The 20,088-nt window shown below is 69.0% G+C and carries 24 protein-coding genes; 6 read left to right on the top strand and 18 right to left on the bottom strand.

The features are described 5' to 3' along the window. Nucleotides 1-3: 3 nt before the first annotated feature. Genes ABJD39_RS00780 through ABJD39_RS00760 form a run of 5 tightly spaced genes read left to right on the top strand, consistent with a single transcriptional unit; the run spans nucleotide 4 to nucleotide 3,777 of the window. The gene (locus ABJD39_RS00780; RefSeq protein WP_348610830.1) at nucleotides 4-1,161 is read left to right on the top strand and encodes an ABC transporter ATP-binding protein; all 1,158 of its coding nucleotides are present in this window, start codon (nucleotides 4-6) and stop codon (nucleotides 1,159-1,161) included. Next, on the top strand, nucleotides 1,131-2,522 hold the full coding sequence (locus ABJD39_RS00775) for an ABC transporter ATP-binding protein (RefSeq protein WP_348610827.1): 1,392 nt from the start codon (nucleotides 1,131-1,133) through the stop codon (nucleotides 2,520-2,522). The genes ABJD39_RS00780 and ABJD39_RS00775 overlap by 31 nt, the downstream gene beginning before the upstream one ends. Before the next feature lie 3 nt (nucleotides 2,523-2,525). Further along, a complete protein-coding gene (locus ABJD39_RS00770) occupies nucleotides 2,526-3,005 on the top strand; it encodes a hypothetical protein (protein ID WP_348610824.1) in 480 nt (159 codons plus the stop codon). Further along, nucleotides 2,998-3,462, top strand: a complete 465-nt coding sequence (locus ABJD39_RS00765) for a hypothetical protein (protein WP_348610821.1) — start codon at nucleotides 2,998-3,000, stop codon at nucleotides 3,460-3,462. The genes ABJD39_RS00770 and ABJD39_RS00765 overlap by 8 nt, the downstream gene beginning before the upstream one ends. A 54-nt stretch (nucleotides 3,463-3,516) precedes the next feature. After that, a complete protein-coding gene (locus ABJD39_RS00760) occupies nucleotides 3,517-3,777 on the top strand; it encodes a hypothetical protein (RefSeq protein WP_348610818.1) in 261 nt (86 codons plus the stop codon). A 97-nt stretch (nucleotides 3,778-3,874) separates the two neighbouring features. Here ABJD39_RS00760 and ABJD39_RS00755 read toward each other — a convergent pair whose 3' ends face one another. The 16 genes from ABJD39_RS00755 to ABJD39_RS00680 all read right to left on the bottom strand — a co-directional run bounded on the left by ABJD39_RS00755 (nucleotide 3,875) and on the right by ABJD39_RS00680 (nucleotide 17,254). After that, nucleotides 3,875-4,417: a hypothetical protein gene (locus ABJD39_RS00755; protein ID WP_348610815.1), complete on the bottom strand. Its 543-nt coding sequence runs from the start codon at nucleotides 4,415-4,417 to the stop codon at nucleotides 3,875-3,877. A 1-nt stretch (nucleotide 4,418) separates the two neighbouring features. Beyond that, nucleotides 4,419-4,664 (bottom strand): hypothetical protein, encoded by a 246-nt coding sequence (locus ABJD39_RS00750; protein ID WP_348610812.1) that lies wholly within the window; start codon nucleotides 4,662-4,664, stop codon nucleotides 4,419-4,421. Between the two features lie 94 nt (nucleotides 4,665-4,758). After that, nucleotides 4,759-5,193, bottom strand: a complete 435-nt coding sequence (locus tag ABJD39_RS00745) for a hypothetical protein (protein ID WP_348610809.1) — start codon at nucleotides 5,191-5,193, stop codon at nucleotides 4,759-4,761. 49 nt (nucleotides 5,194-5,242) lie between these two features. Further along, a complete protein-coding gene (gene hpt / locus ABJD39_RS00740; protein ID WP_348610806.1) occupies nucleotides 5,243-5,809 on the bottom strand; it encodes a hypoxanthine/guanine phosphoribosyltransferase in 567 nt (188 codons plus the stop codon). Nucleotides 5,810-6,005: 196 nt separating this feature from the next. Then, the gene (locus ABJD39_RS00735; RefSeq protein WP_348613675.1) at nucleotides 6,006-6,374 is read right to left on the bottom strand and encodes a type IV pilin N-terminal domain-containing protein; all 369 of its coding nucleotides are present in this window, start codon (nucleotides 6,372-6,374) and stop codon (nucleotides 6,006-6,008) included. A 462-nt stretch (nucleotides 6,375-6,836) separates the two neighbouring features. Further along, nucleotides 6,837-8,594, bottom strand: coding sequence for a Na(+)/H(+) antiporter subunit D (locus ABJD39_RS00730; protein ID WP_348613674.1), 1,758 nt, complete (start codon nucleotides 8,592-8,594; stop codon nucleotides 6,837-6,839). 2 nt (nucleotides 8,595-8,596) lie between these two features. Next, a complete protein-coding gene (locus tag ABJD39_RS00725) occupies nucleotides 8,597-10,351 on the bottom strand; it encodes a proton-conducting transporter membrane subunit (protein WP_348610803.1) in 1,755 nt (584 codons plus the stop codon). Then, nucleotides 10,348-11,850, bottom strand: a complete 1,503-nt coding sequence (locus ABJD39_RS00720; protein WP_348610800.1) for a monovalent cation/H+ antiporter subunit D family protein — start codon at nucleotides 11,848-11,850, stop codon at nucleotides 10,348-10,350. The genes ABJD39_RS00725 and ABJD39_RS00720 overlap by 4 nt, the downstream gene beginning before the upstream one ends. Beyond that, a complete protein-coding gene (locus ABJD39_RS00715) occupies nucleotides 11,843-12,199 on the bottom strand; it encodes a cation:proton antiporter subunit C (protein ID WP_348610797.1) in 357 nt (118 codons plus the stop codon). Before ABJD39_RS00715 ends, ABJD39_RS00720 begins: the two co-directional genes overlap by 8 nt. Continuing rightward, complete coding sequence (locus ABJD39_RS00710; RefSeq protein ID WP_348610794.1) at nucleotides 12,196-12,699, bottom strand: MnhB domain-containing protein; 504 nt, start codon at nucleotides 12,697-12,699, stop codon at nucleotides 12,196-12,198. The genes ABJD39_RS00715 and ABJD39_RS00710 overlap by 4 nt, the downstream gene beginning before the upstream one ends. Next, nucleotides 12,696-13,229 (bottom strand): DUF4040 domain-containing protein, encoded by a 534-nt coding sequence (locus ABJD39_RS00705; RefSeq protein ID WP_348610791.1) that lies wholly within the window; start codon nucleotides 13,227-13,229, stop codon nucleotides 12,696-12,698. Before ABJD39_RS00705 ends, ABJD39_RS00710 begins: the two co-directional genes overlap by 4 nt. Next, the gene (gene mnhG, locus ABJD39_RS00700) at nucleotides 13,226-13,627 is read right to left on the bottom strand and encodes a monovalent cation/H(+) antiporter subunit G (protein ID WP_431357890.1); all 402 of its coding nucleotides are present in this window, start codon (nucleotides 13,625-13,627) and stop codon (nucleotides 13,226-13,228) included. Before mnhG ends, ABJD39_RS00705 begins: the two co-directional genes overlap by 4 nt. Before the next feature lie 3 nt (nucleotides 13,628-13,630). After that, nucleotides 13,631-13,861 carry a monovalent cation/H+ antiporter complex subunit F gene (locus tag ABJD39_RS00695; RefSeq protein WP_222917787.1) on the bottom strand — a complete coding sequence of 77 codons (231 nt, stop codon included), beginning with the start codon at nucleotides 13,859-13,861 and terminating at the stop codon, nucleotides 13,631-13,633. A 41-nt stretch (nucleotides 13,862-13,902) separates the two neighbouring features. Beyond that, nucleotides 13,903-14,952 (bottom strand): monovalent cation/H+ antiporter subunit E, encoded by a 1,050-nt coding sequence (locus tag ABJD39_RS00690; protein WP_348610785.1) that lies wholly within the window; start codon nucleotides 14,950-14,952, stop codon nucleotides 13,903-13,905. Between the two features lie 152 nt (nucleotides 14,953-15,104). Next, the gene (gene coaBC / locus ABJD39_RS00685; RefSeq protein WP_348610782.1) at nucleotides 15,105-16,304 is read right to left on the bottom strand and encodes a bifunctional phosphopantothenoylcysteine decarboxylase/phosphopantothenate--cysteine ligase CoaBC; all 1,200 of its coding nucleotides are present in this window, start codon (nucleotides 16,302-16,304) and stop codon (nucleotides 15,105-15,107) included. 65 nt (nucleotides 16,305-16,369) lie between these two features. After that, nucleotides 16,370-17,254: an NAD(P)-binding protein gene (locus ABJD39_RS00680; protein WP_348610779.1), complete on the bottom strand. Its 885-nt coding sequence runs from the start codon at nucleotides 17,252-17,254 to the stop codon at nucleotides 16,370-16,372. Between the two features lie 116 nt (nucleotides 17,255-17,370). Here ABJD39_RS00680 and ABJD39_RS00675 point away from each other — a divergent pair, with 116 nt between their 5' ends. Next, complete coding sequence (locus tag ABJD39_RS00675; protein ID WP_348610776.1) at nucleotides 17,371-17,658, top strand: GYD domain-containing protein; 288 nt, start codon at nucleotides 17,371-17,373, stop codon at nucleotides 17,656-17,658. 42 nt (nucleotides 17,659-17,700) lie between these two features. Here the strand turns inward: ABJD39_RS00675 and ABJD39_RS00670 are convergent, their stop codons facing one another. Then, on the bottom strand, nucleotides 17,701-19,638 hold the full coding sequence (locus tag ABJD39_RS00670; RefSeq protein WP_348610773.1) for an ABC transporter ATP-binding protein: 1,938 nt from the start codon (nucleotides 19,636-19,638) through the stop codon (nucleotides 17,701-17,703). Between the two features lie 100 nt (nucleotides 19,639-19,738). Beyond that, nucleotides 19,739-20,083 (bottom strand): hypothetical protein, encoded by a 345-nt coding sequence (locus ABJD39_RS00665; RefSeq protein ID WP_348610770.1) that lies wholly within the window; start codon nucleotides 20,081-20,083, stop codon nucleotides 19,739-19,741. Nucleotides 20,084-20,088 lie beyond the last annotated feature (5 nt).

Here is a 20,088-nt window from a genome sequence, read left to right as displayed (position 1 = left end):
TCAATGACACTACTCGAAGTAAACGACCTCTCGATCCGATACGCGGTCGACGACGGCTCGTCGGTTCACGCCAGCGACGACGTGAACTTCTCGGTCGAGCCCGGGGAGACCTACGGGCTCGTCGGCGAGTCCGGCTGCGGAAAGACGACCTTGGCGAAGAGCCTCGTCCACCTGCTCGACGACAACGGGTACATCGAGGACGGGGAGGTGTGGTTCGAAACGACGCTTCCCCAGTGGGCCGACGAGAACGGCGACCCGAAACAGTCGGTCATCGACGACCCGGACAAGCCGGTTCGCGCCGACGGAAAGACGGATCTGGCGCAGCTCAACAGCAAACAGATCCGCGACATCCGCTGGCGCGACATCGCGATCATCCCGCAGTCGGCGATGAACGCGCTCAACCCGGTGTACAAGGTCGGCGACCAGATCGTCGAGGCGATCCTCAGACACGAACCGGAGACGACCGCCGAGGAGGCACACGAACGGGCGCGCGACCTGCTCGAGCGGGTCGGAATCGAGCCGGACCGGGCGGACGACTACGCCCACCAGTTCTCCGGCGGGATGAAACAACGGGCGGTTATCGCGATGGCGATGGCATGTAGCCCCGACCTGCTGATCGCCGACGAGCCGACGACCGCGCTCGACGTGATCATTCAAGACCGGATCCTCGAGGAGTTGGAGGCGCTCCAGGAGGAGTTCGGCGTCTCGATCCTCGTCATCAGCCACGACATCTCGGTGATGGCGGAGATCTGCGACCGGATGGCCGTGATGTACGGCGGGAAGGTCATGGAGTCGGGACGCACCGAGGACATCTTCAGTGAGACGGCGAACCCGTACACGCTCGGACTGAAGAACTCCTTCCCGACGATCACCTCGAAAGACCAGGACCTCGTCTCCATCCCCGGCACGCCGCCGACGCTACGGGACCCCGACGAGGGCTGTCGCTTCCGTGAACGGTGTCCGTTCGCCGTCGAGGAGTGCCACGCCGCACACCCGCCGATGTACGACGTCGCCGCCGCGGACGCGGACGGTCGGTCGGTCGAGGTGACCGACCGGCGAGCACACGGAACGGCCTGCTACCGTATCGACGACCTCGAACAGCTCCGAACCGACGCACTCAACGAATCCACATGGACCGATCAGACGATCGAGAACCGTTAGTAGAGCTCGAGGGGCTGCGGAAGCACTTCGACCAGTCACAGGGCATCGTCGACACCGTCCTGGGCCGCGAGCCGCAGCCGGTCCGCGCCGTCGACGGCGTGTCGCTCGATATCTATCCGGGCGACACCGTCGGCATCGCCGGCGAGTCGGGCTGCGGGAAGACGACCCTCGGGAAGCTGCTGGTGAAGCTGTACGAGCCGACGGAGGGGACGATCCGCTTCGACGGCGAGGAGATCACCGGCATGACCCGCGAGGACGAACGCGAGTTCCGCAAGCGGGTCCAGATGATCTTTCAAGATCCCTTCGAGTCGCTCAACCCGCGGATGACGGTGTACGACACCGTCTCCGAGCCGCTCAAGATCAACGAAATGGTCGACGGGTACGACGAGCGACGCGCACGCGTGAAGCGGGTGCTCGAGGACGTCGGATTGGGGCCCGCCGAGGTGTACCTCGACGCGTTCCCCGACGAGTTGTCCGGCGGCGAGCGTCAGCGCGTCGCGATCGCGCGGGCGCTCGTCGTCGACCCGGACTTCATCGTCTGCGACGAGCCGGTGTCGATGCTGGACGTGTCCATCCGCGCGGGCGTGTTGAACCTGATGCAGGACCTGCAGGACGAGTACGACCTCACCTACCTGTTCATCAGCCACGACCTCTCGCTCATCCGCTACATGTGCGACCGCGCCGGGATCATGTACCTCGGCAACATGGTCGAACAGGGCCCCACCGACGACGTCATCGACGACCCCAAGCACCCGTATACGGAGGCGCTGTTCGACGCGGTTCCGGACGTGGAGTTGGGCGACGACCGGCGGCGTGCGAACGCGACCGGCGAGGTTCCCTCGCCGCGCAACCCGCCGAGCGGCTGTCAGTACCACCCGCGATGTGCCCACATCATCCCGCCGGACGGCTGGGGCGGCAGTCAGGAGGCGTTCCGACGGGCCTACCAGTTCAGACTGAAAGTCGAACGCGGGGACCTCGACGCCGAGGCCGCGAGCGACGACGGCGATCCGGTGAAGTCGATCATCGAGCAGGGGCTGACACTGGACGTACCGGAGGAGTACCGCTCGGAGACGGAGATCGAAACCGGCGGACACCGGGTCGACGTGTCGTCGCTCGATCTCCCGTCGGACGCTCGGACCGCGCTCGATGAGTCCGCCGAGGCACTGCTCGATGGCGAGGCGGAAGCCGCCGTTTCGGCGCTCGATGACGTCATCACGACGCCGTGTGCGTCCCGTGAGCCCCGACCGCTCCCGTCGGGCACGCGCAAGGTCGCGTGTCACCGATACGGGGATGACGACGGGGACGCCGGAGCGATCGGCGGCTCCGACGGCGGGCTCAACGCGGCCCCCGCGGAGGATTGACGGGTGGTTCGGTCCTCGCGAACCCAGCGCGCCCTCCTCGCCGGTCTCGCCGTCGTGCTCGTCCTCAGCGCCGCCGCGTTCGTCGCGACGGCGAGCGCGCAGCTGGCGTGGCAACAGCGCGACACCATCGCGTTCCAGCCCACCGACTACGAGCTCGTCGACGGCGACGACCCGCAGCTGCGGGTGACCATGGAGGTGCGGAACCCGACGAGCGTCGACGCGCGGTTCCGTGCCGGCTCGCTGGTCGTGTACGACGGCGACCCCGCGGCGGGCGAGGCGTTGACAGTACCGCGAAGCGAGCGGCTCGCCGGCGACAGGGACGCGACGGTGTCCGCCGGCGCGACGACGACGGTGACGCTCACCGCGTCGGTTCCCCCCGACACCGTCGAACAGGCGCAGTCGGCGATCGACTCCGGGCGCGCGGTGACGTCCGGCACGTTCGCCGTGACCGTCCGCGATCGGAGCTTCGAGGCGAATGTCTGAGTGCACCTCCGGACTGTGGTCGGCGCTGACGCACCCCGCCCGTGCCTCCTACGGGTCGCGCCGCGAGCGACTCGCCTCGGCGCTCGCGGTCGGGCTGCTCACGGGGCTTTCGGCCGCGATGGCGACGTACACGCTGTGGCAGGGGTCGCTCGCGCCCGGATGGGCCGGCGACACCGTCATGGGATCGCTCGTGTTCGCGGCGGGCGTGCTGGTGAAGCTACTGTGCCAGAACCTCAAAACGAGCGTGCTCGCGCTGTCGGTCGCGGTCGTCGCCGGCGCCACACTGACGGCGGCTGCTGCGGTCGCCCCGTACCTCCTGCTGGACATCGGGACGCTCGGCGGGATCGCGCTGCTGCCGGAACTTCGCGACGTGATCACCCTGCTGGTGTTCGGGCAGGTCCCCCTGCTGCTGTTCGGCTATCTCATCGCGATCGTCTACGACGGCGCGACCGCCTGAGTGCGGGCGTCGGGCGACGACAAGTCTTTGAGTCGGTGACGGATACGGAGAGTCATGCCGAAGGAGATCCCGACCGAGGAGAAGTCGGTGCGCGAGCGCGGGACCTACGCCAACGACGGCAACGACCCGACGCTGGCGTCGTATCTCTCGTCGCTGTTTTTCCTCCTGTCGGTGCCCGCGTTCGTGACGCTCGCGTACGCCGGCTACTGGGTCGGCCTCTACGACGAGTCGACGGTCGTCCTCGCGTTCGCGGGGCTGCTCGTCGCGGGGGTGGCCGGCGTGTTCGCGGTGATGCACTACACGACCGGACGGTGAAAGTCCGGTCGCCCGCCGATGCGGGCGCCGGACTCAAAGAAGCGAGACGGGAGAACTGAACGTCGAAGGGCGGCCTACGGCGCGGCCGCGACCGTTCTCAGAACCACTTGTCCTCGTACACACACTGGAGGGGCTCGGTGACGACGTTCGTCGCCAGCGCCATCGAGACGATCTCGACGGCATCGTCGTACTCGCCGGCGTCGGTCGCGTCGTCGTCCCATGCGGCGATCCCGACGCCTAACTCGACGTGGTAGTCGTACACGGTGATCAACCACTCGTCGGGGAGGGTACGCTCGTCGGCGTCGGAGTCGTTGATCACGCGAATCAGGTACTTGAACGTCGTGTCCGTTCGCTCCGATAGGTCGTCGCCGGCGTCGTATCCCGGGACGTTCGGCGTGCCCAACAACTGCACAAGGCGGTAGAGGGCGGTGCCGATATCGTCGTAGCTGCCGCGCTCGGTCGGGTCCGGCTCCAGTTCGATGTGCACGTCGTCGCGCGCTTCGCGGAGGTTCACCTCGTTCAGGGTCGCGCCTTCCTCGCGTCGCGACAGGATCTCCTCGCGGGAGACCGGTACCATCGTGAACTCGCGCAGTTCCTCGACCGGCGGTGCCTGCGGGTGTTCGCGGATATCGTACTGCATCTCAGTACGCGAACCCCATGAATCCCTTCCAGCCGAGGTAGCCGGCGACGATACACGCGAGTCCGGTTGCGACCACGATCAGGGCCTCCATGTCGGAGATGCCCTCGATCCCGTTCAGACCCAGAACGAGCGTGATCCCAAGCATGGTGAAGATGTACCCCACAACGAGCCCGACGAGCATCACGCCGAGCGAGGCGGCGCCGAGCGGACCTTTGAGGGTGTCGGGGACACGATTGCTCACGGACATTCGTATGTGCTGATAGCGGATTCGCGGGTCTTAATTCCCCCGTTACGCAGTGGCATAGGACGGGTCGAAGTGGGGCCGTCAGGCCGCAGGGTCGCTATCGATCGCCGCGTTCGTCGCCGCCGTCGCGTCGGTCGCGTTCGGCGTCCCCGGGTTCGGCGTCGCCGAGTGGACTCATCGCAGGGTCGAACTGCGAGCCGTCGGCGGCGGCTTCCTCGGCGTCCGCGTCCGCCTCGGAGCGGGTCCCCGTCGACCCCGTCGAGGCGGAGGAAGCGCGGTCGCGGCGCGACCGCTCGTGTTCGCCGCGTTCGCGGGCGTCGCTGGTGAGCCCGTACTCCTCGGCGATCGGTTTCCGCGCGCGGTAGCCGATCGCGAGCGCGACGACGCCGGCGACGCTGTACACGACCACCGGCGTCGAGGTCACGCCGACCTCGCCGGTGACGACAGAGAGGTGCAACGCCTGTCCGATCGAGAGGGCGCCGACCACGAGCATCGCCGTGGAGATCACGCCGAGAAAGCGAGTCGAGACCATGCCTGTCTCTGAGCGCGCCGGCGTGAAAAACACGCGGGAGCCGGCCGCCTCAGCCGTCGCCGTCCTCGTCGACGACGACGACCTCGCCGTCCTCGACGGTGACGTTGATCAGCGTCTTCACCGAGTAGTCGGTGTCGTCGAGCTTGTTCGGGCCGGCCTTCTTGATCACCGCGACCACGTCGACCACGTCCGCGCCGATGTGGGTGAGCGCGTCGAGGATGCCCTTCATCGTGCCGCCCGTCGAGAGCACGTCGTCGAGCACGAGTACGCGGTCGCCCTCGAACACGTCGTTGATGTACATCTCGCCCTCGGAGTAGCCCGTCTCCTGCTGGAGCGCGACCTCGCCGTCGAGGCCGTACTCGCGCTTGCGGATGACGACCAGCGGGATGTCGGTCATCAGCGACAGGGCGGTGGAGATGTGGATCCCCATCGCGGCGGGGGTGACGATCTTGTCGACGTCCTCGATCTGGGCCTTCCGGATGATCCGGATGACGATCTCCCGGAGGAGCTCGGGCTCCAGCATCGGAACGCCGTCGCTGATCGGGTGGACGAAGTATTGGTACTCGCCTTTCTCGATGATCGGCGCCTCCAGCAGGGACTGGCGCAGGCGGTCCATGTCGCCGGTACCGCTAGCGAGGTGAAAAGCGCGGCGGATCCCGGCAGTGGTCGAGTATGCATCCCGCGGTACGGTGACGCACGCCCGGTCACGCGGCATTCGGGTCACGAGCGTCCGATCACGCGGGGGTCCGGCCGACTCCGTCAGCCGGGTCGCTACGGCGGCATAGTCGTCCTACAGCGGCATGGTTCGGTCGCTACGGCGGCGTCGTCCCCGTCGCGAGTGCCTGCGAGCTGTCGCCGTCGGCGGCGGTCCAGATCACGCGCACCGTCGTGTCCGGCGGAACCGTGTCGTCCCCGTCCAACGTGGCGGACGTGCCGGCGGCGACGGGCAACCCGAACTCCGTCGACTGACCGGATTCGGCCGTCAACATGAGCGACTGCGCGTTCGACGACGAGACGGCGACGCCGCCCTGGTGGGTCGCGGTGACCGCGTACGTCCCGTCGCCGGTCTCGGCGTACTCGAAGTCGAAGCTCGCGGTCGGCGTGACCTGTCTGATCTCGTCGCCGAGCCCGAGCGCGAACGACCCGACGACCGCCGCGAGGACGACCGTGATCGCGATCATCAAGATCACTGCGATGACGGGCGAGACGGCCCGGTCGTGCGTTGTCGATTCTGTACTGTATTGTGGGATGAGGGAAGCGAGGTTCATCTGTCTTGGTGGAGCCGCTGTCGGCCGTAACGCGATCGGCGGTCGTCGCCGCCGCGCTGCCATCGCTTCCCGGTGGACGCCAGCTGTGGTTTGTTATAGACCGAATGTAGCAGGTTAATACTCGAATAGCAACGAATTGGATACCACTAATCTTCGCGAGGTGTCCTGACCCGTCCAGATGACGGTAACCGTGGCGGGGCAGGTCGTCGATCCGCGTCGATCCGCGTCATCTGTGTCGATCCACAGCAGTCCGCGAGGCCACGACGTCGGTCCGGGCGGAGATCCCGCCAACCGGCTATCGATCGCGCTGGCGAACACAGCAAGAACAGGGCCCGCACAATCCGTCCGGGCATCGCCCGGACGGATTCGGCGCGGTCAGACGAGCAACAGTAGCGCGACGATGACCAACAACACGACCAACAGGACGCTCGTCCCGAACCCGGCGCGGAGGTCGACCTCGGTCCGCTCGCGTGCCCCGTTGGTCAACGCGTCGTCGCCGGCGATCACGCCGACCGCGTCGATCCGGTCGAGCGTTCCCTCCGGATCCCGGACGACCCCCGCGACGGCACTCGATCCGGCGACGACCGCCCGGTCGACGGCCGCGTACAGCTCGGTTACGCCGACGACGAGCGCGCGGGTGCCGTAAAAGCCCACACGGTTGTAGATCGCGTCCACGTCGGGCACGCGACCGACCTTCGAGAGCGGCTTCTTCAAGATCACGAAGCCGATCACGCCGAGCGCCGCGAGGATCAGCCCCTCCTCGACGTGGCTGACGGTGTACGTCGTGTACTCGTAGCTACCCGTGTCGGGCAGCACCGTGAACAGCGCGGGCGGGTAGACGCCGAGCACGACGCACGGCACCGCCACGGCGACCATGGCGACCTTCTGGCCGACGTTCGCCGGTCGCACGTCGCCGTCGTACTCGCCGTGGAGGAACACGTAGTAGCCCAGCTTGATGAACGAGAGGAACGTGCCGACGCCCCCCGCCAGCAGTAGGTACCAGATAACGTCGTAGTGCTTCTTGTGTGCCGCCCCGAGCACCATCCCCTTCGAGACGAAGCCGTTGAACCCTGGGAAGCCGGCGATCGACAGCGCCGCGATCAGGAACGCGGCGGCGGTGAGCGGGAGGTGCCGCCAGAGGCCGCCCAAGTTCTCGAGGTGTTCCTCGCCGGTGCGGTAGATGACGACGCCGACGGTCATGAACAGCAGGCTCTTGTAGAGGATGTGGTTGAACACGTGGCCGAAGGCGCCGGCGGTCGCGAGCGCGCCCCCGAGCCCGACGCCGGCGACCATGTATCCGACCTGCGACTGGATGTGATACGAGAGCAGCCGGCGCATGTCCCCTTGCAACAGCGCCATCCCGGCGCCGAAGACGGCCATCAGCGCACCCATGTACGCCACCGCGATCTCCCCCTCGGGGAACGCGCGGAACATCCCGTACACGCCGGTCTTCGTCGTGTACACGCACAGGAACACGCTGGCGGCGATGTGCGGCCGGGGGTACGTGTCCGGCAGCCACGCGTGCAGCCCGATGAAGCCGACGTTGACGCCGATGCCCACCGCGGCGAGCACGGGGGCGACGACGCCCGCGAGCCCGTCGCCGGTGAACAGGAACGTCCCCGCCGCCACGTAGTGCCAGACGATCGCCCCCAGCAGGAGCGTGCCCCCGACGCCGTGCAGCAGGGCGTACCGGAAGCCCGCCCGCACCGCGCGGCCGCCGTAGTGCCACACCAGCAGCGTGCTGGTGACGGCCATCAGCTCCCAGAAGAGGATCAGCGTGAGCCAGTCGCCGGCGAAGACGGCGCCGAGGCTCGTGCCGACGTAGCCCAGCGCGAAGGCGGTCTGGCGCCCGTCGGCGCCGCTGGCCCACGAGTACAGCACCGCGATCGCGCCGATGAAGCCGAAGATGACGCCCATCAGCCGCGAGAAGCCGTCGACGTTGAACAGGACGGCGTCGAAGCCGAACAGCAGCGTCGGGAGGTGCTCGCCGCCGGGCACGAGCCACACGTACGGGACGACCGCCGCCGTCGCGAGCACGCCCAGCGCGTGCCCCGCGCGACGGCCCAGCAGCGGGACGACGAGCGCGGCCGCCAGCACGAACAGGAACGGCGGGATCAGGGGCTCGACCGTCACCATCAGACGCTCACCCCCGTCGCGCCCGTGACGATCAGGCGGACGATCCTGAGGAACACCGCGCCGTCGGGAACGATCCCGAGCACGATCGAGCCGAGGGCGGTGACGAGGATCGGCGCGAGGATGAACCACGTCGACTCTCCGCCGGTCCACTTGCGGCGCTCCCAGCCGCCCGCGTGGCCGGCGCCGTGGCCGTGGGCGTCAGTGTGACCGTGGGCGTCGTCGGGACCGTGGTCATCGTCGTGCCCGTGCGCGTCGACGGTACCCCGGTTGGGTTCGTCAGTGTCGTCACGGTCGGTCACGTCGTCGCCGCCGTCCGCGACCGCGTCGGTGTCGGCGTCGGCATCAGGATCGGCGACGGCCGCGCGACCCCACGACAGCCGGCCACCGAGCGGTCCCCCGATGAGCGGCTTCTCGTCGGTCTCCTCGGGCGATTCGAAGAACGCGGTGTAGACGACCGGCCAGAAGTAGCCGATGTTCATCACCCCCGAGACGAGCAGCGCGACCGCGAACAGCGTCTGGCCCGCCGAGATCGACCCGATGAGCAGGAAGTACTTGCTCACGAAGCCGGCGACCAGCGGGATACCGGCCATCCCGGCGGCCGCGACGGCGAACGCCGCCATCGTCAGCGGCATCCGTCTCCCGATGCCGGCCATGTCGGAGATGTCGTCGGTGTGGGTCTCGACGTGGAGCGCGCCGGCGGCGAAGAACAGGGTGATCTTCATGAACCCGTGGGCCGGGATGTGCAGCAGGCCGCCCACCAGCGACGTGGGCGCCAGCACCGCCAGCCCGAGCACGATGTACGACAGCTGGCTCACCGTCGAGAAGGCGAGCCGGCGCTTGAGGTTGTCCTGCCTGAGCGCGATGACCGAGGCGACCACGAGCGTGAACGCGGCGACCGCCGCGAGCGGGAGTCCCATCCCGAGGTCCCCGACCGTCTCCGGCCCGAATACGTCGAGAACGATGCGCGCGATGCCGAAGACGCCGCTTTTGACGACCGCCACCGCGTGCAACAGCGCGGAGACGGGCGTCGGCGCGACCATCGCGTCGGGCAGCCACGAGTGCAGCGGCATCAGCGCGGCCTTCACACCGAACCCGGACGCGAGCAGCGCGAACGCCAACCGGGCGAACAGCGGGTCCGCGGAGGCGAGCCCCTCGATCCCCCCGGGGGTGAACGCGACGGTTCCGGTGAGCCAGTAGACGAGCGCGGTCCCGGCGAGGACGGCCACGCCGCCGCCGAAGGTGTACGCGAGGTACTTCCGCGCGGCCGAGCGCGCCTCGTCGGTCTCGTCGTGGGCGACGAGCGGGTACGTCGCGACGGTGAGCAGTTCGTAGAAGACGAAGATCACCAGCAGGTTCGACGCGAACGCGACGCCCACCGCCGCCGAGACGCTGGCGGCGAAGGCGGCGAAGTAGCGGGTCTGGCCGTGTTCATCGAGCCCGCGCATGTAGCCGATACTGTAGCTGCTGGTGACGATCCACAGGAAGCTCGCCAACAGCGCGAAGAGGACGCCCAGCGCGTCCGCCTCCAGCGCGAAGCGGGCGCCCGGGAGGAACGACCCCAGGTCGGTGACGTACGTGTCGCCGGCGAGCACGCCGGGAACCATGCTGGCGACGATCCCGAACTTGCCGAGCGCCGCGACCGCGGTCCATGACTCGCGGACGTTCGGTCGGCTCCCGGACAGCAGGATCGGTGCGATGGCGACGGCGGAGACGAGCACGGCCGCGAGCGGTCTGAGTGACGTGATATCGGTCATGAGAGGAGCACCTCGACGGTCGGGGCGAGCGCGGACTCGTACGCCGGAACGGCCGCCCCGAGGCCGACGGCGAGCAGTGCCGCCGCGACGACGGCGGCGACCATTCCCAGCGAGACGCCGCGGTCGGCCGAGGAGTCGCCGCCGTCAGCCACGGCGGCGTCGGCCGGGCCGGTCTCGTCCCCGGCGGGCGTTTCGCGGAAGAACATCCGTTCGAGCAGGCGCGCGAAGTACGCGAGCGTCAACAGCGTCGACAGGAGGATGACGACCGCGAGCCCCCACGCGCCCGCCTCCAGCGTGCCGACGACGATGTACCACTTTCCGAAGAAGCCGATCGCCGGCGGCACACCCACCATACCGAGCGTGAGCACGCCGAACGCGGCCGCCGCAACGGGCATCCGCGACCCGAGCCCGTCGAAGTCGGCGACGGAGCGGCCGCCGACGCCGGTGGCGACCACCCCGGCCGCGAGGAACAGCCCGCCCTTCATCACCGCGTGGCCCACGAGGTGGACCGCCAGTCCGACCAGCGCCGTCGCGTTCGTCACCGACAGCGCGGCGACGACGATCCCGAACTGCGACACCGAGGAGTACGCGAGCATCCGCTTGATCTCCGTCTGCGCGACCGCGAGCCCGCTCCCGACGACGATGCTGACGGCGGCCGTCGCCGCTAGCAGCGGGCGCGCGAACGCCACCGCGTCGAGGAATTCCGGCGTGAACACCGTGAGGACGATCCGGACGAGGGCGTAGGCGCTCACCGTCGACACGAGCGAGGCGATGAGCGCGCTCACCGAGTCGGGCGCGCCGGCGTACGCCTCCGGCTGCCAGGTGTGCAGCGGGAACATCGCGACCTTGACGAACAGGCCGACGACGACGAACGCGAACGACGCCCGCACGAGCGGCGACGCGTAGCCGACGGCGGCGATCTCGTTCGACAGGTCGGCCATGTTCAGCGTCCCCGTGGCGACGTACGCGTAGCCGACGCCCAGCAGGTACAGCGAGGCGCCGAACGTCCCCACGAGGAGGTACTTCAGCCCGGCCACCGCCGATCGGCCGCCCTCGCCGCTGGCGACGAGCGCGTAGGCGGTCAGCCCGGTGATCTCAAGGAAGACGTACATGTTGAACGCGTCGCCGGTGACGGACATCCCGGTGAGCCCGGTGACGAGCAGCAGATACGTCGAGTAGAACTGGTTCGAGCGCGGCCCGGCGTGACGCGCGTACGCGAGCACGCCGAGCGAGACGACCGCCACCAGCACGACCATCGTCGCCGACAGCCCGTCGACGAGGAGTTCGATCCCGTACGGGATCGTGAAGTCCCCGACGGCGTAGCTCCCGGGGGCACCCGAGAGCCCGTCAGCGGCGAACGCGACCGCGCCGGCGACCTGCACCGAAAGCGTCGCCGCCGCGACGTACCACCCGGAGCGGTTCCACCGAATCCCCGCGAGCAGCGACACGAGCGCCCCGAGGATCGGGAGCACGACGAGCAGCGCCGGAAGGTCACTCATTGTCGTTCACCTCCGCGATCAAGTCCGCACGGAGCGTTCCGTACTCCCCGTAGATTCGCACGATGAGCCCCAGGGCCACCGCGGTGAGGCTCACCCCGACGACGATGGCAGTCAGGATGAGCACGTGCGGCAGCGGGCTCACGTACGGCCCCGGCTCCGACAACAGCGGCGCGGACGCGCCGGTCACGTACGCCGAGGCGATGAGGAACAGGAAGATCCCCGACTGGAAGACGTTCATCCCGATCACCTTCTTGACGAGGTTTCGATCCCCGATCACCATGTGGACGCCGATCCCGAGCAACAGGAACGCGACGACGAAGTACGCCCGGTCGACGAGCGCGTCGATCACTCCTCCACCTCCTCGTCGTCCTCGTTCGAGTGGCCGGCCGCCAGCGCGAAGAACAGCCCGACGACGGTCACGGAAACGATGACCCCGATCCCGACCTCGACCAGTTCGATGCCGTACTTGCTGGAGTGGGCCACCGGAATGGCCGTGTATTCGAGGAACGCGCCGCCGGAGGCGACCGCGGCGAGGCCGATCCCCATGAACAGCGCGACGCCGAAGACTACGAGCACCGTGATCATCGACGCGGAGAGCCAGTCGCGGGTCGGCCCGACGCCGAAGGCGATCGCGATCATCAAGATCGCGGTCCCGACGATGACGCCGCCCTGGAAGCCGCCTCCCGCGGAGTCGGCGCCGTGGAACATCACGAACGCGCCGAGCGTGAACACGAACGGCGCGACGATACGGACGGTTGCCATGATGATCGGGCTCTCGACGTACGGTCGATCGGGACCGTTCGCGACGGTGAACTGGTCGTCGCCGTCGCCGGTGGACGAGGAACTCATGCCAGCACCTCCCGATCGAGCACGACCAGCAGTCCGATGAGCGCGGCGAACACGACGACCGCCTCGCCGAGGGTGTCGAACCCGCGGTAGGCCGCAAGCACCGCCGTCACGGCGTTCTCGACCCCGGTCTCGGTGTAGGTGTTCTCGAGGTAGTAGTTCGTTACCCGCGAGGTCGCCACCGGGGTCGACGAGGAGCCGACCGGCGGCAGCGCCGCCAGCGTCGTCGCCAGCGCGGCTACGAGCAGCGCGGAGACGCCGGCCGCCGTGAGGTCGACGTCGACGAACAGGTCGTCGCTGGCGGGTCTGACGGTCTTGGCGATCGTTAACAGGAACAGCACCGTCGTTACGCCTGCGCCGACGGCGGCCTCGGTCAGCCCGACGTCCGGCGCGCGCAACAGCAGCCAGATGACGGCGATCCCGAGGCTATACGCCGCGAACGCGATGATCGACGCGAGCACGTCGCGAAGCAGCGCCGTCGCGAGCGCGCTCCCGAGGACGAACGCGAGCACCGTCCACTCGACGGGCGTCACCGGCGGTCACCCCCGTCCGCGACGGCGCCGTCCGGGTCCCCGTCTGCCGGGTCGCCGTCGACCGGATCGCCGTCAGCAGGTCCGTCGGATTCGGCGTCGTCCGCGGTCCACGGTTCGATGCCCTGGTCTGCGGCCGCCCGCGCGATCGCGTGGGCGGCGGTCGGATTCGTGATGAACATGAAGACGATCAGAAACGCGAGCTTGAGCGTGTCGACGCCCGTATCGAGCGCGAGCGCGGCCGCCCCGAGCGTGAGCACCGCCCCGAGCGTGTCGCTCTTGGAGGCGCTGTGGGCCCGGGTGTACAGGTCCGGCAGCCGGAGCAGGCCGACGGCGGCGACGAACGCGAAGAAGAGACCGCCGAACAGCAGCGCGATCACGACCGCTTCGGTGACGGTCACCATCTACAGCACCCCCCCGCGCTCGACGGTGAACTTCGAGATCGCGATGCTCATCAGGAAGTTGAGCAGCGCGTACACGAGCGCGATATCGAGCGCACCCGGCGTGTCGGTCGCGGCCGCGATCAGCGCCGCGACCACCACCGTGTTCGAGCCGACGACGTTCACCGCGATGACGCGGTCCTGCATCGTCGGGCCCTTCACCGCGCGGTACAGCACCACGACCGAGATGAGCATGAAACCCGCAGCCGCCGTCAGCAGGGCGTCGGCGACGAGGCTCACTCCTCCACCTCCTCACGCTCGCTCGGCGTCGGACGCCGGGCGGCAGCTCGGCCGTAGAAGACGTACCGGACGGCCCGTTCGAGTTTTCCGTCGAGGAGGTCCTCGCGAGCGCCGGCAGTCAGCGAATGGATGGTGAAGTGTCGCCGCTCGACGTCGACGGTCAGCGTCCCCGGGGTCAGGGTGATGCTGTTCGCCAGCGTCGCCGCCGGGACGGTCGACCACACGTCCGCGTCGAACTCGACCGTCTTCGGGTCGATCGGCAGCGACGGATGAAGCACTACGTACGCGATCTGGAGGTTCGCCTTCGCGATCTCCCACAACAGAAACACCGCGTACAGGCCCAGTCGCCCGAACTGGGCGGTCAACCGACGCGGGTTGATCGCGCCGGTAAACGAGACGTGCCACAGCGTGGCGGCGACCGCCCCGGCCGACACCACACCGGTAAGGATCGTGTACGGCTTGAGCGACCACCCCGAGAGAAACAGGTAGAACCCCGCCGAGACCGCGAACAACAGGAGGAACTGGCCGACACCGGAGCGGCGAACGATCTGGGCCCGGCGGGTCTCCCGCTCGACGGGCGCCTCCTCGACCTCGAGGCCCGTTCCGCGTATCTCCCGCTCCAGCGCCGGGAGCAGCGGTGTCGTGCCGGTCGGCCGGTACTCGGGGTCGAGCACGACTCGGCTTACGTCCCGTGTGTCGGCGTACTCGGCGATCGCGTCGGCGTAGTCGCCGGGGCTGAACAGGTACTCGTCGGCGGCGACGACGGCCGTCTCGACGGACACGAGGTCGCCGTTCTCCTCCCGATCCTCCTCGACCCACAGCTCGATCCGTTCGAGCAAGTCGGTGGCGCGGTCGTACTCGTCGCCGACCGTCCCGCGGCTCGACAGCGGGTACACGAAGTGCAGCGTCGACGGCTCGCCGGACTCGAGGGCCTGTCGGACGACGTACCCGACCGTGTTGCGGAGCGTGCTCGACTCCTCGACGGGAACCACGATGTCGCCGATGGGAGCAGCGTCGCCGTCGGGTTCGGTATCCCCGTCGGTCACGGCGTCCCCCCCGGCTTGCGGCAGCCGTCCCGATCGCGGCGGATGCGTCGGCGGTAGCTGGTTGATATCACGGGCTCTTGTCCCGTCGTTGGAATGAGCGGATCAAAACCGTTGTGATCCCGCGTATGCGAGAGCGCGGCAACGGTTCCGATCTACTCCTCCCTCACCACGGTCGCGAGTTCGTCGGCGACACGGAGCCCGAGCCCGAGCTTCGATCCCCGATAGGCGTCGAACCCGTCCCGACGGACGACGAGCGCGCGGGTGTCGGCGGCACCCATCACGGCGGCGTCGTTGGCGACGACGAACGCGAGGTCGACCCGGTCCAGGGTCTCGCGTGCCTTCGCGGCGAGTGTCTCGTCATCGCCACCCGGCTCGGCTTTGAAGCCGACGATCGGGAGGTCCGGGTACTCCTCGCGAACGGTGTCCAGCAGTTTCGGGGTGGGCGAGAGCTCCAGCGTCAGCGACGCGTCGCCCGACCGGATCTTCCCCTCGTGCTGTGCGACGGTGTAGTCCGCGATGGCGGCCGCCGAGATCAGCGCGTCGGCGTCGGCGCACGCCGTGAGCGCGGCGTCGGTCATCTCCGCGGCCGACTCCACGTCCACCACGTCCGCGTACGGCAGGTCTTCCGCGGTGCCCGCGCCCCGCACCGCGTCCGCGTCGTGCAGGAGCGTCACGTCGGCGCCGTGGGCCGCGAGCGCGCGGGCGACCGCTCGGCCGGTCCGCCCGGACGAGCGGTTCGTGAGCACGCGAACGTCGTCGACGGCCTCGCTCGTCGCTCCGGCGGTGACGACGACGTGCTCCCCGGCCAGCGGTCGATCGCCGGCGGCGCGCGCCGTCGCCGTGACGATCGCGTCCTCGGTCGCGATCTTCGCTTTCCCCTCCTCGATCCGCGGGTCGACGAACTCGACCCCCCACGACTCCACGCGGTCGATCGCGTCCAGCACCCCGGGATGGTCGTACATCGGCTCGTGCATCGCCGGCGCGCACACGACCGGCACCCCCGCCCCCAGCGCGGTCGTCGCGCAGGTCGTGACCGGCGTGTCGTCGACGGCGGCGGCGACCTTCCCGACGGTGTTGGCGGTCGTCGGCGCGAGCAGCAGCACGTCCGCCCAGCCGTCGCGGCCGCACAGCTCGACGTGTTCGACGCGACCGGTGATCTCGGTGACTACGTCGTGCTCGGTCGCGAACTCGACGGCCCACGGGTGAATGATCCCGGTCGCCGCGTCCGTCATCACCGCGCGGACAGCGGCGCCGTGGCGCCGGAGTTCGTGGGCGAGTTCGACCACCTTCACGGCCGCGATGGAGCCGGAGACGCCGAGCGCGACGTTCGTGTCGACGAGGAGATCGCTCATTGGCGGTGGATTGGCGGGTACGGGTGGTAAATCCTCGCGGTGTCGCGCGGGCGGCCTCGGGAGGATCAGTCGTCGCTCTCGACCGGCCCGTCGCCGCTGTCGTCGCCGGCCCCGTTGCCCCCGCCGTCCACGTCGTCATCCCCGCCCCCGTCCCCACCGCCGCCATCATCGTACCACTCGGGGTCGACGCGGCCGAGATCGTCGTCGACGAGGCTCGGGTGAGTACGCTGCCGCTCGGGATGCTCCTCGGCGAAGTACGCCCGCATCGTCTCCCGGGATTCGGCAGCGCGGCGCTCCTGTTCGGCGGCCGTGATCTCCTCACAGCCGGGCGGCACCTCCCGTCCGCGGTCGGTGAAGTACCCCTCCGGGACGACCCAGTCGTGATAGAATGGCACCTCGGCGTCGTGCAGCAGGGTGATCGCCGCCTCGGCGCCGTGGCCCGCGGCGACGACCGCCTGGTGATAGCGCTCGGCGATCCGGCCGGCGGCGTACACGCCGTCGACGGAGGTGCGACTGAGGGCGTGCTCCGCGGCGTAGCGCTTGCTTCCGGCGTCGCGAGCCTCGACGCCGAGGCCGTCGAGGTAGTCGAGGTCCGACCACGACGCCGCGACAACCCGCGCGGCCGTGACCGCGGTTTCGTCGTCGACGGCGGCGGTGAACTCGCCGACCTCGCCCGTGACGCCCTCGACGAACCCGGTCCGGATCTCCGCGCCGTTGCGCTCGGCCTGATCGCGGAGCATGTCCGCGAACAGCCGGGCGTTGACGCCGGCGGGGAAGCCGGGGACGTTCTCCAGGTGGGCGTTACGGCGGAGGATCGACTCGTCGCCGTCGACGACGAGCGTCGCGAGGCCGGCGCGCGCGAGGAACGTCGCCGCGGTGAGGCCGGCGACGCCGCCGCCCACGACGAGCGCGTCGTAGTCGGCGTCCGTGTCGAGCGTCGTGTCGGTCATGGCCGACCGGTCAGTTCACGCCGGCTTCAGTACCACGATCCGTCCCGTCGTGGGCGGATTCCATCGCCGATGGGAGCGTGGGAAGGCCTTTCGTCGCGAACCCACTATCGTGAGGTATGCCTACGTACACCGTACTCGCGAACGCGAACGAGGCGCAGTTCCAGAACCCGCAGGAGCTGGTATCGATCTGGGGCGACGTCCGCGAGGACATCGAGCGCCTCGGGGGCGAACTCCGGGAGAGTTACGCGCTCGTCGGCAGGTACGACTTCCAGCTCACTTTCGAGGTCGAGGACGAGGAGGCGGCCCTCCAGATCGCGATCGCCATCGAGGGACACGGGCTGGACACCGAGACGATGCGCGCAGTCCCGATCGAGCGCATGGGCGAACTCGTCGAGGACCTCTGATCGTCGGCGTCGACGCCGCCACGAGCCGGCCACCGCCGTGGCTCAGTCCGTCGCGGGCCCCGACCCCGCGAGCGTCTCGGCCTGCCGCTCGCGCGCCCGCTCGACGAACTCCTCCGGCAGCGACTCGATCTCGCCGGCCTGCACGCCCCACAGTTTCGCGTACAGCCCGTCCGCCGCAAGCAGCTCCCCGTGGCCGCCGCGTTCGACGACCTCGCCGCCCTCCAACACGAGCACCTCGTCGGCGTCCTTCACCGTCGAGAGCCGGTGGGCGATGACGAACGTCGTCCGATCCTCGGCGAGCCGGTCGAGGCTCCGCTGGATCAGCAGTTCGGTCTCCGTGTCGACCGCGGAGGTGGCCTCGTCGAGGACGAGCACGTCCGGATCCTGAAGCACGACGCGGGCGATGGACAGGCGTTGCCGCTGCCCGCCCGACAGCTTCACGCCGCGCTCGCCGATCCGGGTGTCGTACCCCTTCGGGAGGTTCGCGATGAACTCGTGGGCCTCCGCGGCCTTCGCAGCTTCCCGAACCGCCTCGTCGCTCGCGTCGAAGCGGCCGTAGCGAACGTTCTCGGCAACCGTCGCGTCGAAGAGGTAGGTGTCCTGGCTGACGTAGCCGACCGACTCGCGGAGGCTCCGCAGCGTCACCTCGCGCACGTCGTGCCCGTCGACGCGAACCGCGCCGTCGTCCACGTCGTACAGACGCATGAGTAACTTCAGCAGGGTCGACTTGCCGGCGCCGGTGGGTCCGACGAGCGCGACCGTCTCGCCGGGCTCGACGGCGAAATCCACGTCCCGGAGGACGAGGTCGTCCTCGCCCTCGTACCCGAAGTCGACGTGGTCGTACTCGATCTCGCCGTCGACGTCGTCGAGGGCGACCGCGTCGGGCGCCTCCGTGACCGACGCGGGGATGTCCTGCAGGCCGAACACGCGCTCACAGGAGGCCTTCGCGTTCTCGTACTGCGAGACGATGTTCGACACCTCCGCAAGCGGCGTGACGAACCGCTGGGTGAGAAACAGGAAGGTGACGAACGTCCCAGCGCGCAGTTCGCCAGTCAGCGGACCCGGCGCCGTTCCGGAGACGATCCACAGCCCGCCGACCACGAACGTCGTCGCGAACGCGATCCCGGCGAACAGCTCCATCCCGGGGCGGTACACGTAGTTCAGGCGCAGCATCGAGAGCGTCTTTTGGAAGTAGTTGTAGGAGGTGTCCTCGACCCGGCTCGTTTCGTACTCCTCGGTGCCGGTAGTCTTCACGAGCTGGATTCCCCCGAGGGCGTTCTCCAGTCGCGTGTTGAGGTCGGCGACGGCCTCGCGCTGGGCGGCGTATCGCGGCTCGACCGCCTTCATGAACCAGTAGGTGAACAGCACCATCCCGGGGACGACGACGAGCGTCACGAGCGCGAGCTGCGCGTTGCGCTCGAACAGGACGATCCCGATCCCGAGCAGCATCACGCCGAGCCGCACGGAGTTCTGGAGCGCGTCGTCGAGGAACCGCTCGAGGTTCGTCGCGTCGTTGTTGAGGACGGACATGACCTCCCCGGTCTGCTTGTCGTCGAAGAACGTCATGTCGAGGTCCTGCATCTTCGCGTACGAGTCGGTCCGAACGTCGTGCATGACGCGGTGGGCGAAGTTGTTCGCGGCGACGCCGTACACCCACGTCAGCGCCGCGGTCACGGCGAACGAGCCGACGATCAGCCACGCGGAGAACCAGAACTGCGCCACGTCCGGCGCGGTCGTCGGGAGCCACGCCGCGGGCACCAGCGGCAGCGTGTACGGTTGGTCGCCGGTGAACGCGGCGTCGATGGCGACGCCCAGTACCAGCGGCGGCAGCAGGCTCGCGCCGCGGGCGATAACGTTCGCGGTCATGCCGACGAGGAGCCACGGCCACTTGTCGAGGCCGTACTCGGTGAACAGGCGATACAGCGGCCGGTCGACGCGGTCACGGTACACGTCGAAGGCGCTCTCCTCCTCGGCGCTCATTACGATTCGAAACCCACGCGGGCGACTTAGGCGAACCGGTGTCCGGTCCCCGGTTCGACCCCGGACGTCTCGGTCCGGTTCCGATCCGCCGCCGCCCGGATCAGGGGCAGACCAGCCACAGCACGGGCAACAGCGTCCCCGCGGAGGCGACGGTCGTCGCGAACACGTTGACCGACGCGAGGCCGTCGTCGCCGCCGAGCGCGCTGGCGTACACGAACGTCGAGGCGGCCGTCGGCATCGTGAACATGACGGCGCCGGCGCGGACCGTCGAGGGAGAGCCGCCGAGTGCAGAGAAGACGGCGAACGCGATCGACGGCATCGCGAGCAACTTCGTCCCAGTCACCGCACCGACGGTCGGGTAGTCGATCGAGACGCCGTCGAGCACCAGCGACGCGCCCACGCCCAGCAGCGCGAGCATGAACGCGAGGTTCGAGGCGACGGACACGAGAG

The organism is Halobaculum rarum, from assembly GCF_040025155.1.
Lineage (GTDB): Archaea > Halobacteriota > Halobacteria > Halobacteriales > Haloferacaceae > Halobaculum > Halobaculum rarum.
This window is presented reverse-complemented; position numbering and strand designations above follow the sequence as displayed.

Excerpts from the sequence above, each read along its gene's own strand:
- ABJD39_RS00775 (WP_348610827.1), top strand. The coding sequence starts at position 1,131 with ATGGACCGATCAGACGATCGAGAACCGTTAGTAGAGCTCGAGGGGCTG.
- coaBC (WP_348610782.1), bottom strand. The coding sequence starts at position 16,304 with ATGAGCGATCTCCTCGTCGACACGAACGTCGCGCTCGGCGTCTCCGGC.
- ABJD39_RS00695 (WP_222917787.1), bottom strand. The coding sequence starts at position 13,861 with ATGCTCATCTCGGTCGTGGTGCTGTACCGCGCGGTGAAGGGCCCGACG.
- ABJD39_RS00780 (WP_348610830.1), top strand. The coding sequence starts at position 4 with ATGACACTACTCGAAGTAAACGACCTCTCGATCCGATACGCGGTCGAC.
- ABJD39_RS00750 (WP_348610812.1), bottom strand. The coding sequence starts at position 4,664 with ATGTCCGTGAGCAATCGTGTCCCCGACACCCTCAAAGGTCCGCTCGGC.
- ABJD39_RS00760 (WP_348610818.1), top strand. The coding sequence starts at position 3,517 with ATGCCGAAGGAGATCCCGACCGAGGAGAAGTCGGTGCGCGAGCGCGGG.
- ABJD39_RS00720 (WP_348610800.1), bottom strand. The coding sequence starts at position 11,850 with ATGAGTGACCTTCCGGCGCTGCTCGTCGTGCTCCCGATCCTCGGGGCG.
- ABJD39_RS00725 (WP_348610803.1), bottom strand. The coding sequence starts at position 10,351 with ATGACCGATATCACGTCACTCAGACCGCTCGCGGCCGTGCTCGTCTCC.
- ABJD39_RS00710 (WP_348610794.1), bottom strand. The coding sequence starts at position 12,699 with ATGAGTTCCTCGTCCACCGGCGACGGCGACGACCAGTTCACCGTCGCG.
- hpt (WP_348610806.1), bottom strand. The coding sequence starts at position 5,809 with ATGGACCGCCTGCGCCAGTCCCTGCTGGAGGCGCCGATCATCGAGAAA.
- ABJD39_RS00765 (WP_348610821.1), top strand. The coding sequence starts at position 2,998 with ATGTCTGAGTGCACCTCCGGACTGTGGTCGGCGCTGACGCACCCCGCC.
- ABJD39_RS00680 (WP_348610779.1), bottom strand. The coding sequence starts at position 17,254 with ATGACCGACACGACGCTCGACACGGACGCCGACTACGACGCGCTCGTC.
- ABJD39_RS00755 (WP_348610815.1), bottom strand. The coding sequence starts at position 4,417 with ATGCAGTACGATATCCGCGAACACCCGCAGGCACCGCCGGTCGAGGAA.
- ABJD39_RS00675 (WP_348610776.1), top strand. The coding sequence starts at position 17,371 with ATGCCTACGTACACCGTACTCGCGAACGCGAACGAGGCGCAGTTCCAG.
- ABJD39_RS00735 (WP_348613675.1), bottom strand. The coding sequence starts at position 6,374 with ATGATCGCGATCACGGTCGTCCTCGCGGCGGTCGTCGGGTCGTTCGCG.
- ABJD39_RS00745 (WP_348610809.1), bottom strand. The coding sequence starts at position 5,193 with ATGGTCTCGACTCGCTTTCTCGGCGTGATCTCCACGGCGATGCTCGTG.
- ABJD39_RS00670 (WP_348610773.1), bottom strand. The coding sequence starts at position 19,638 with ATGAGCGCCGAGGAGGAGAGCGCCTTCGACGTGTACCGTGACCGCGTC.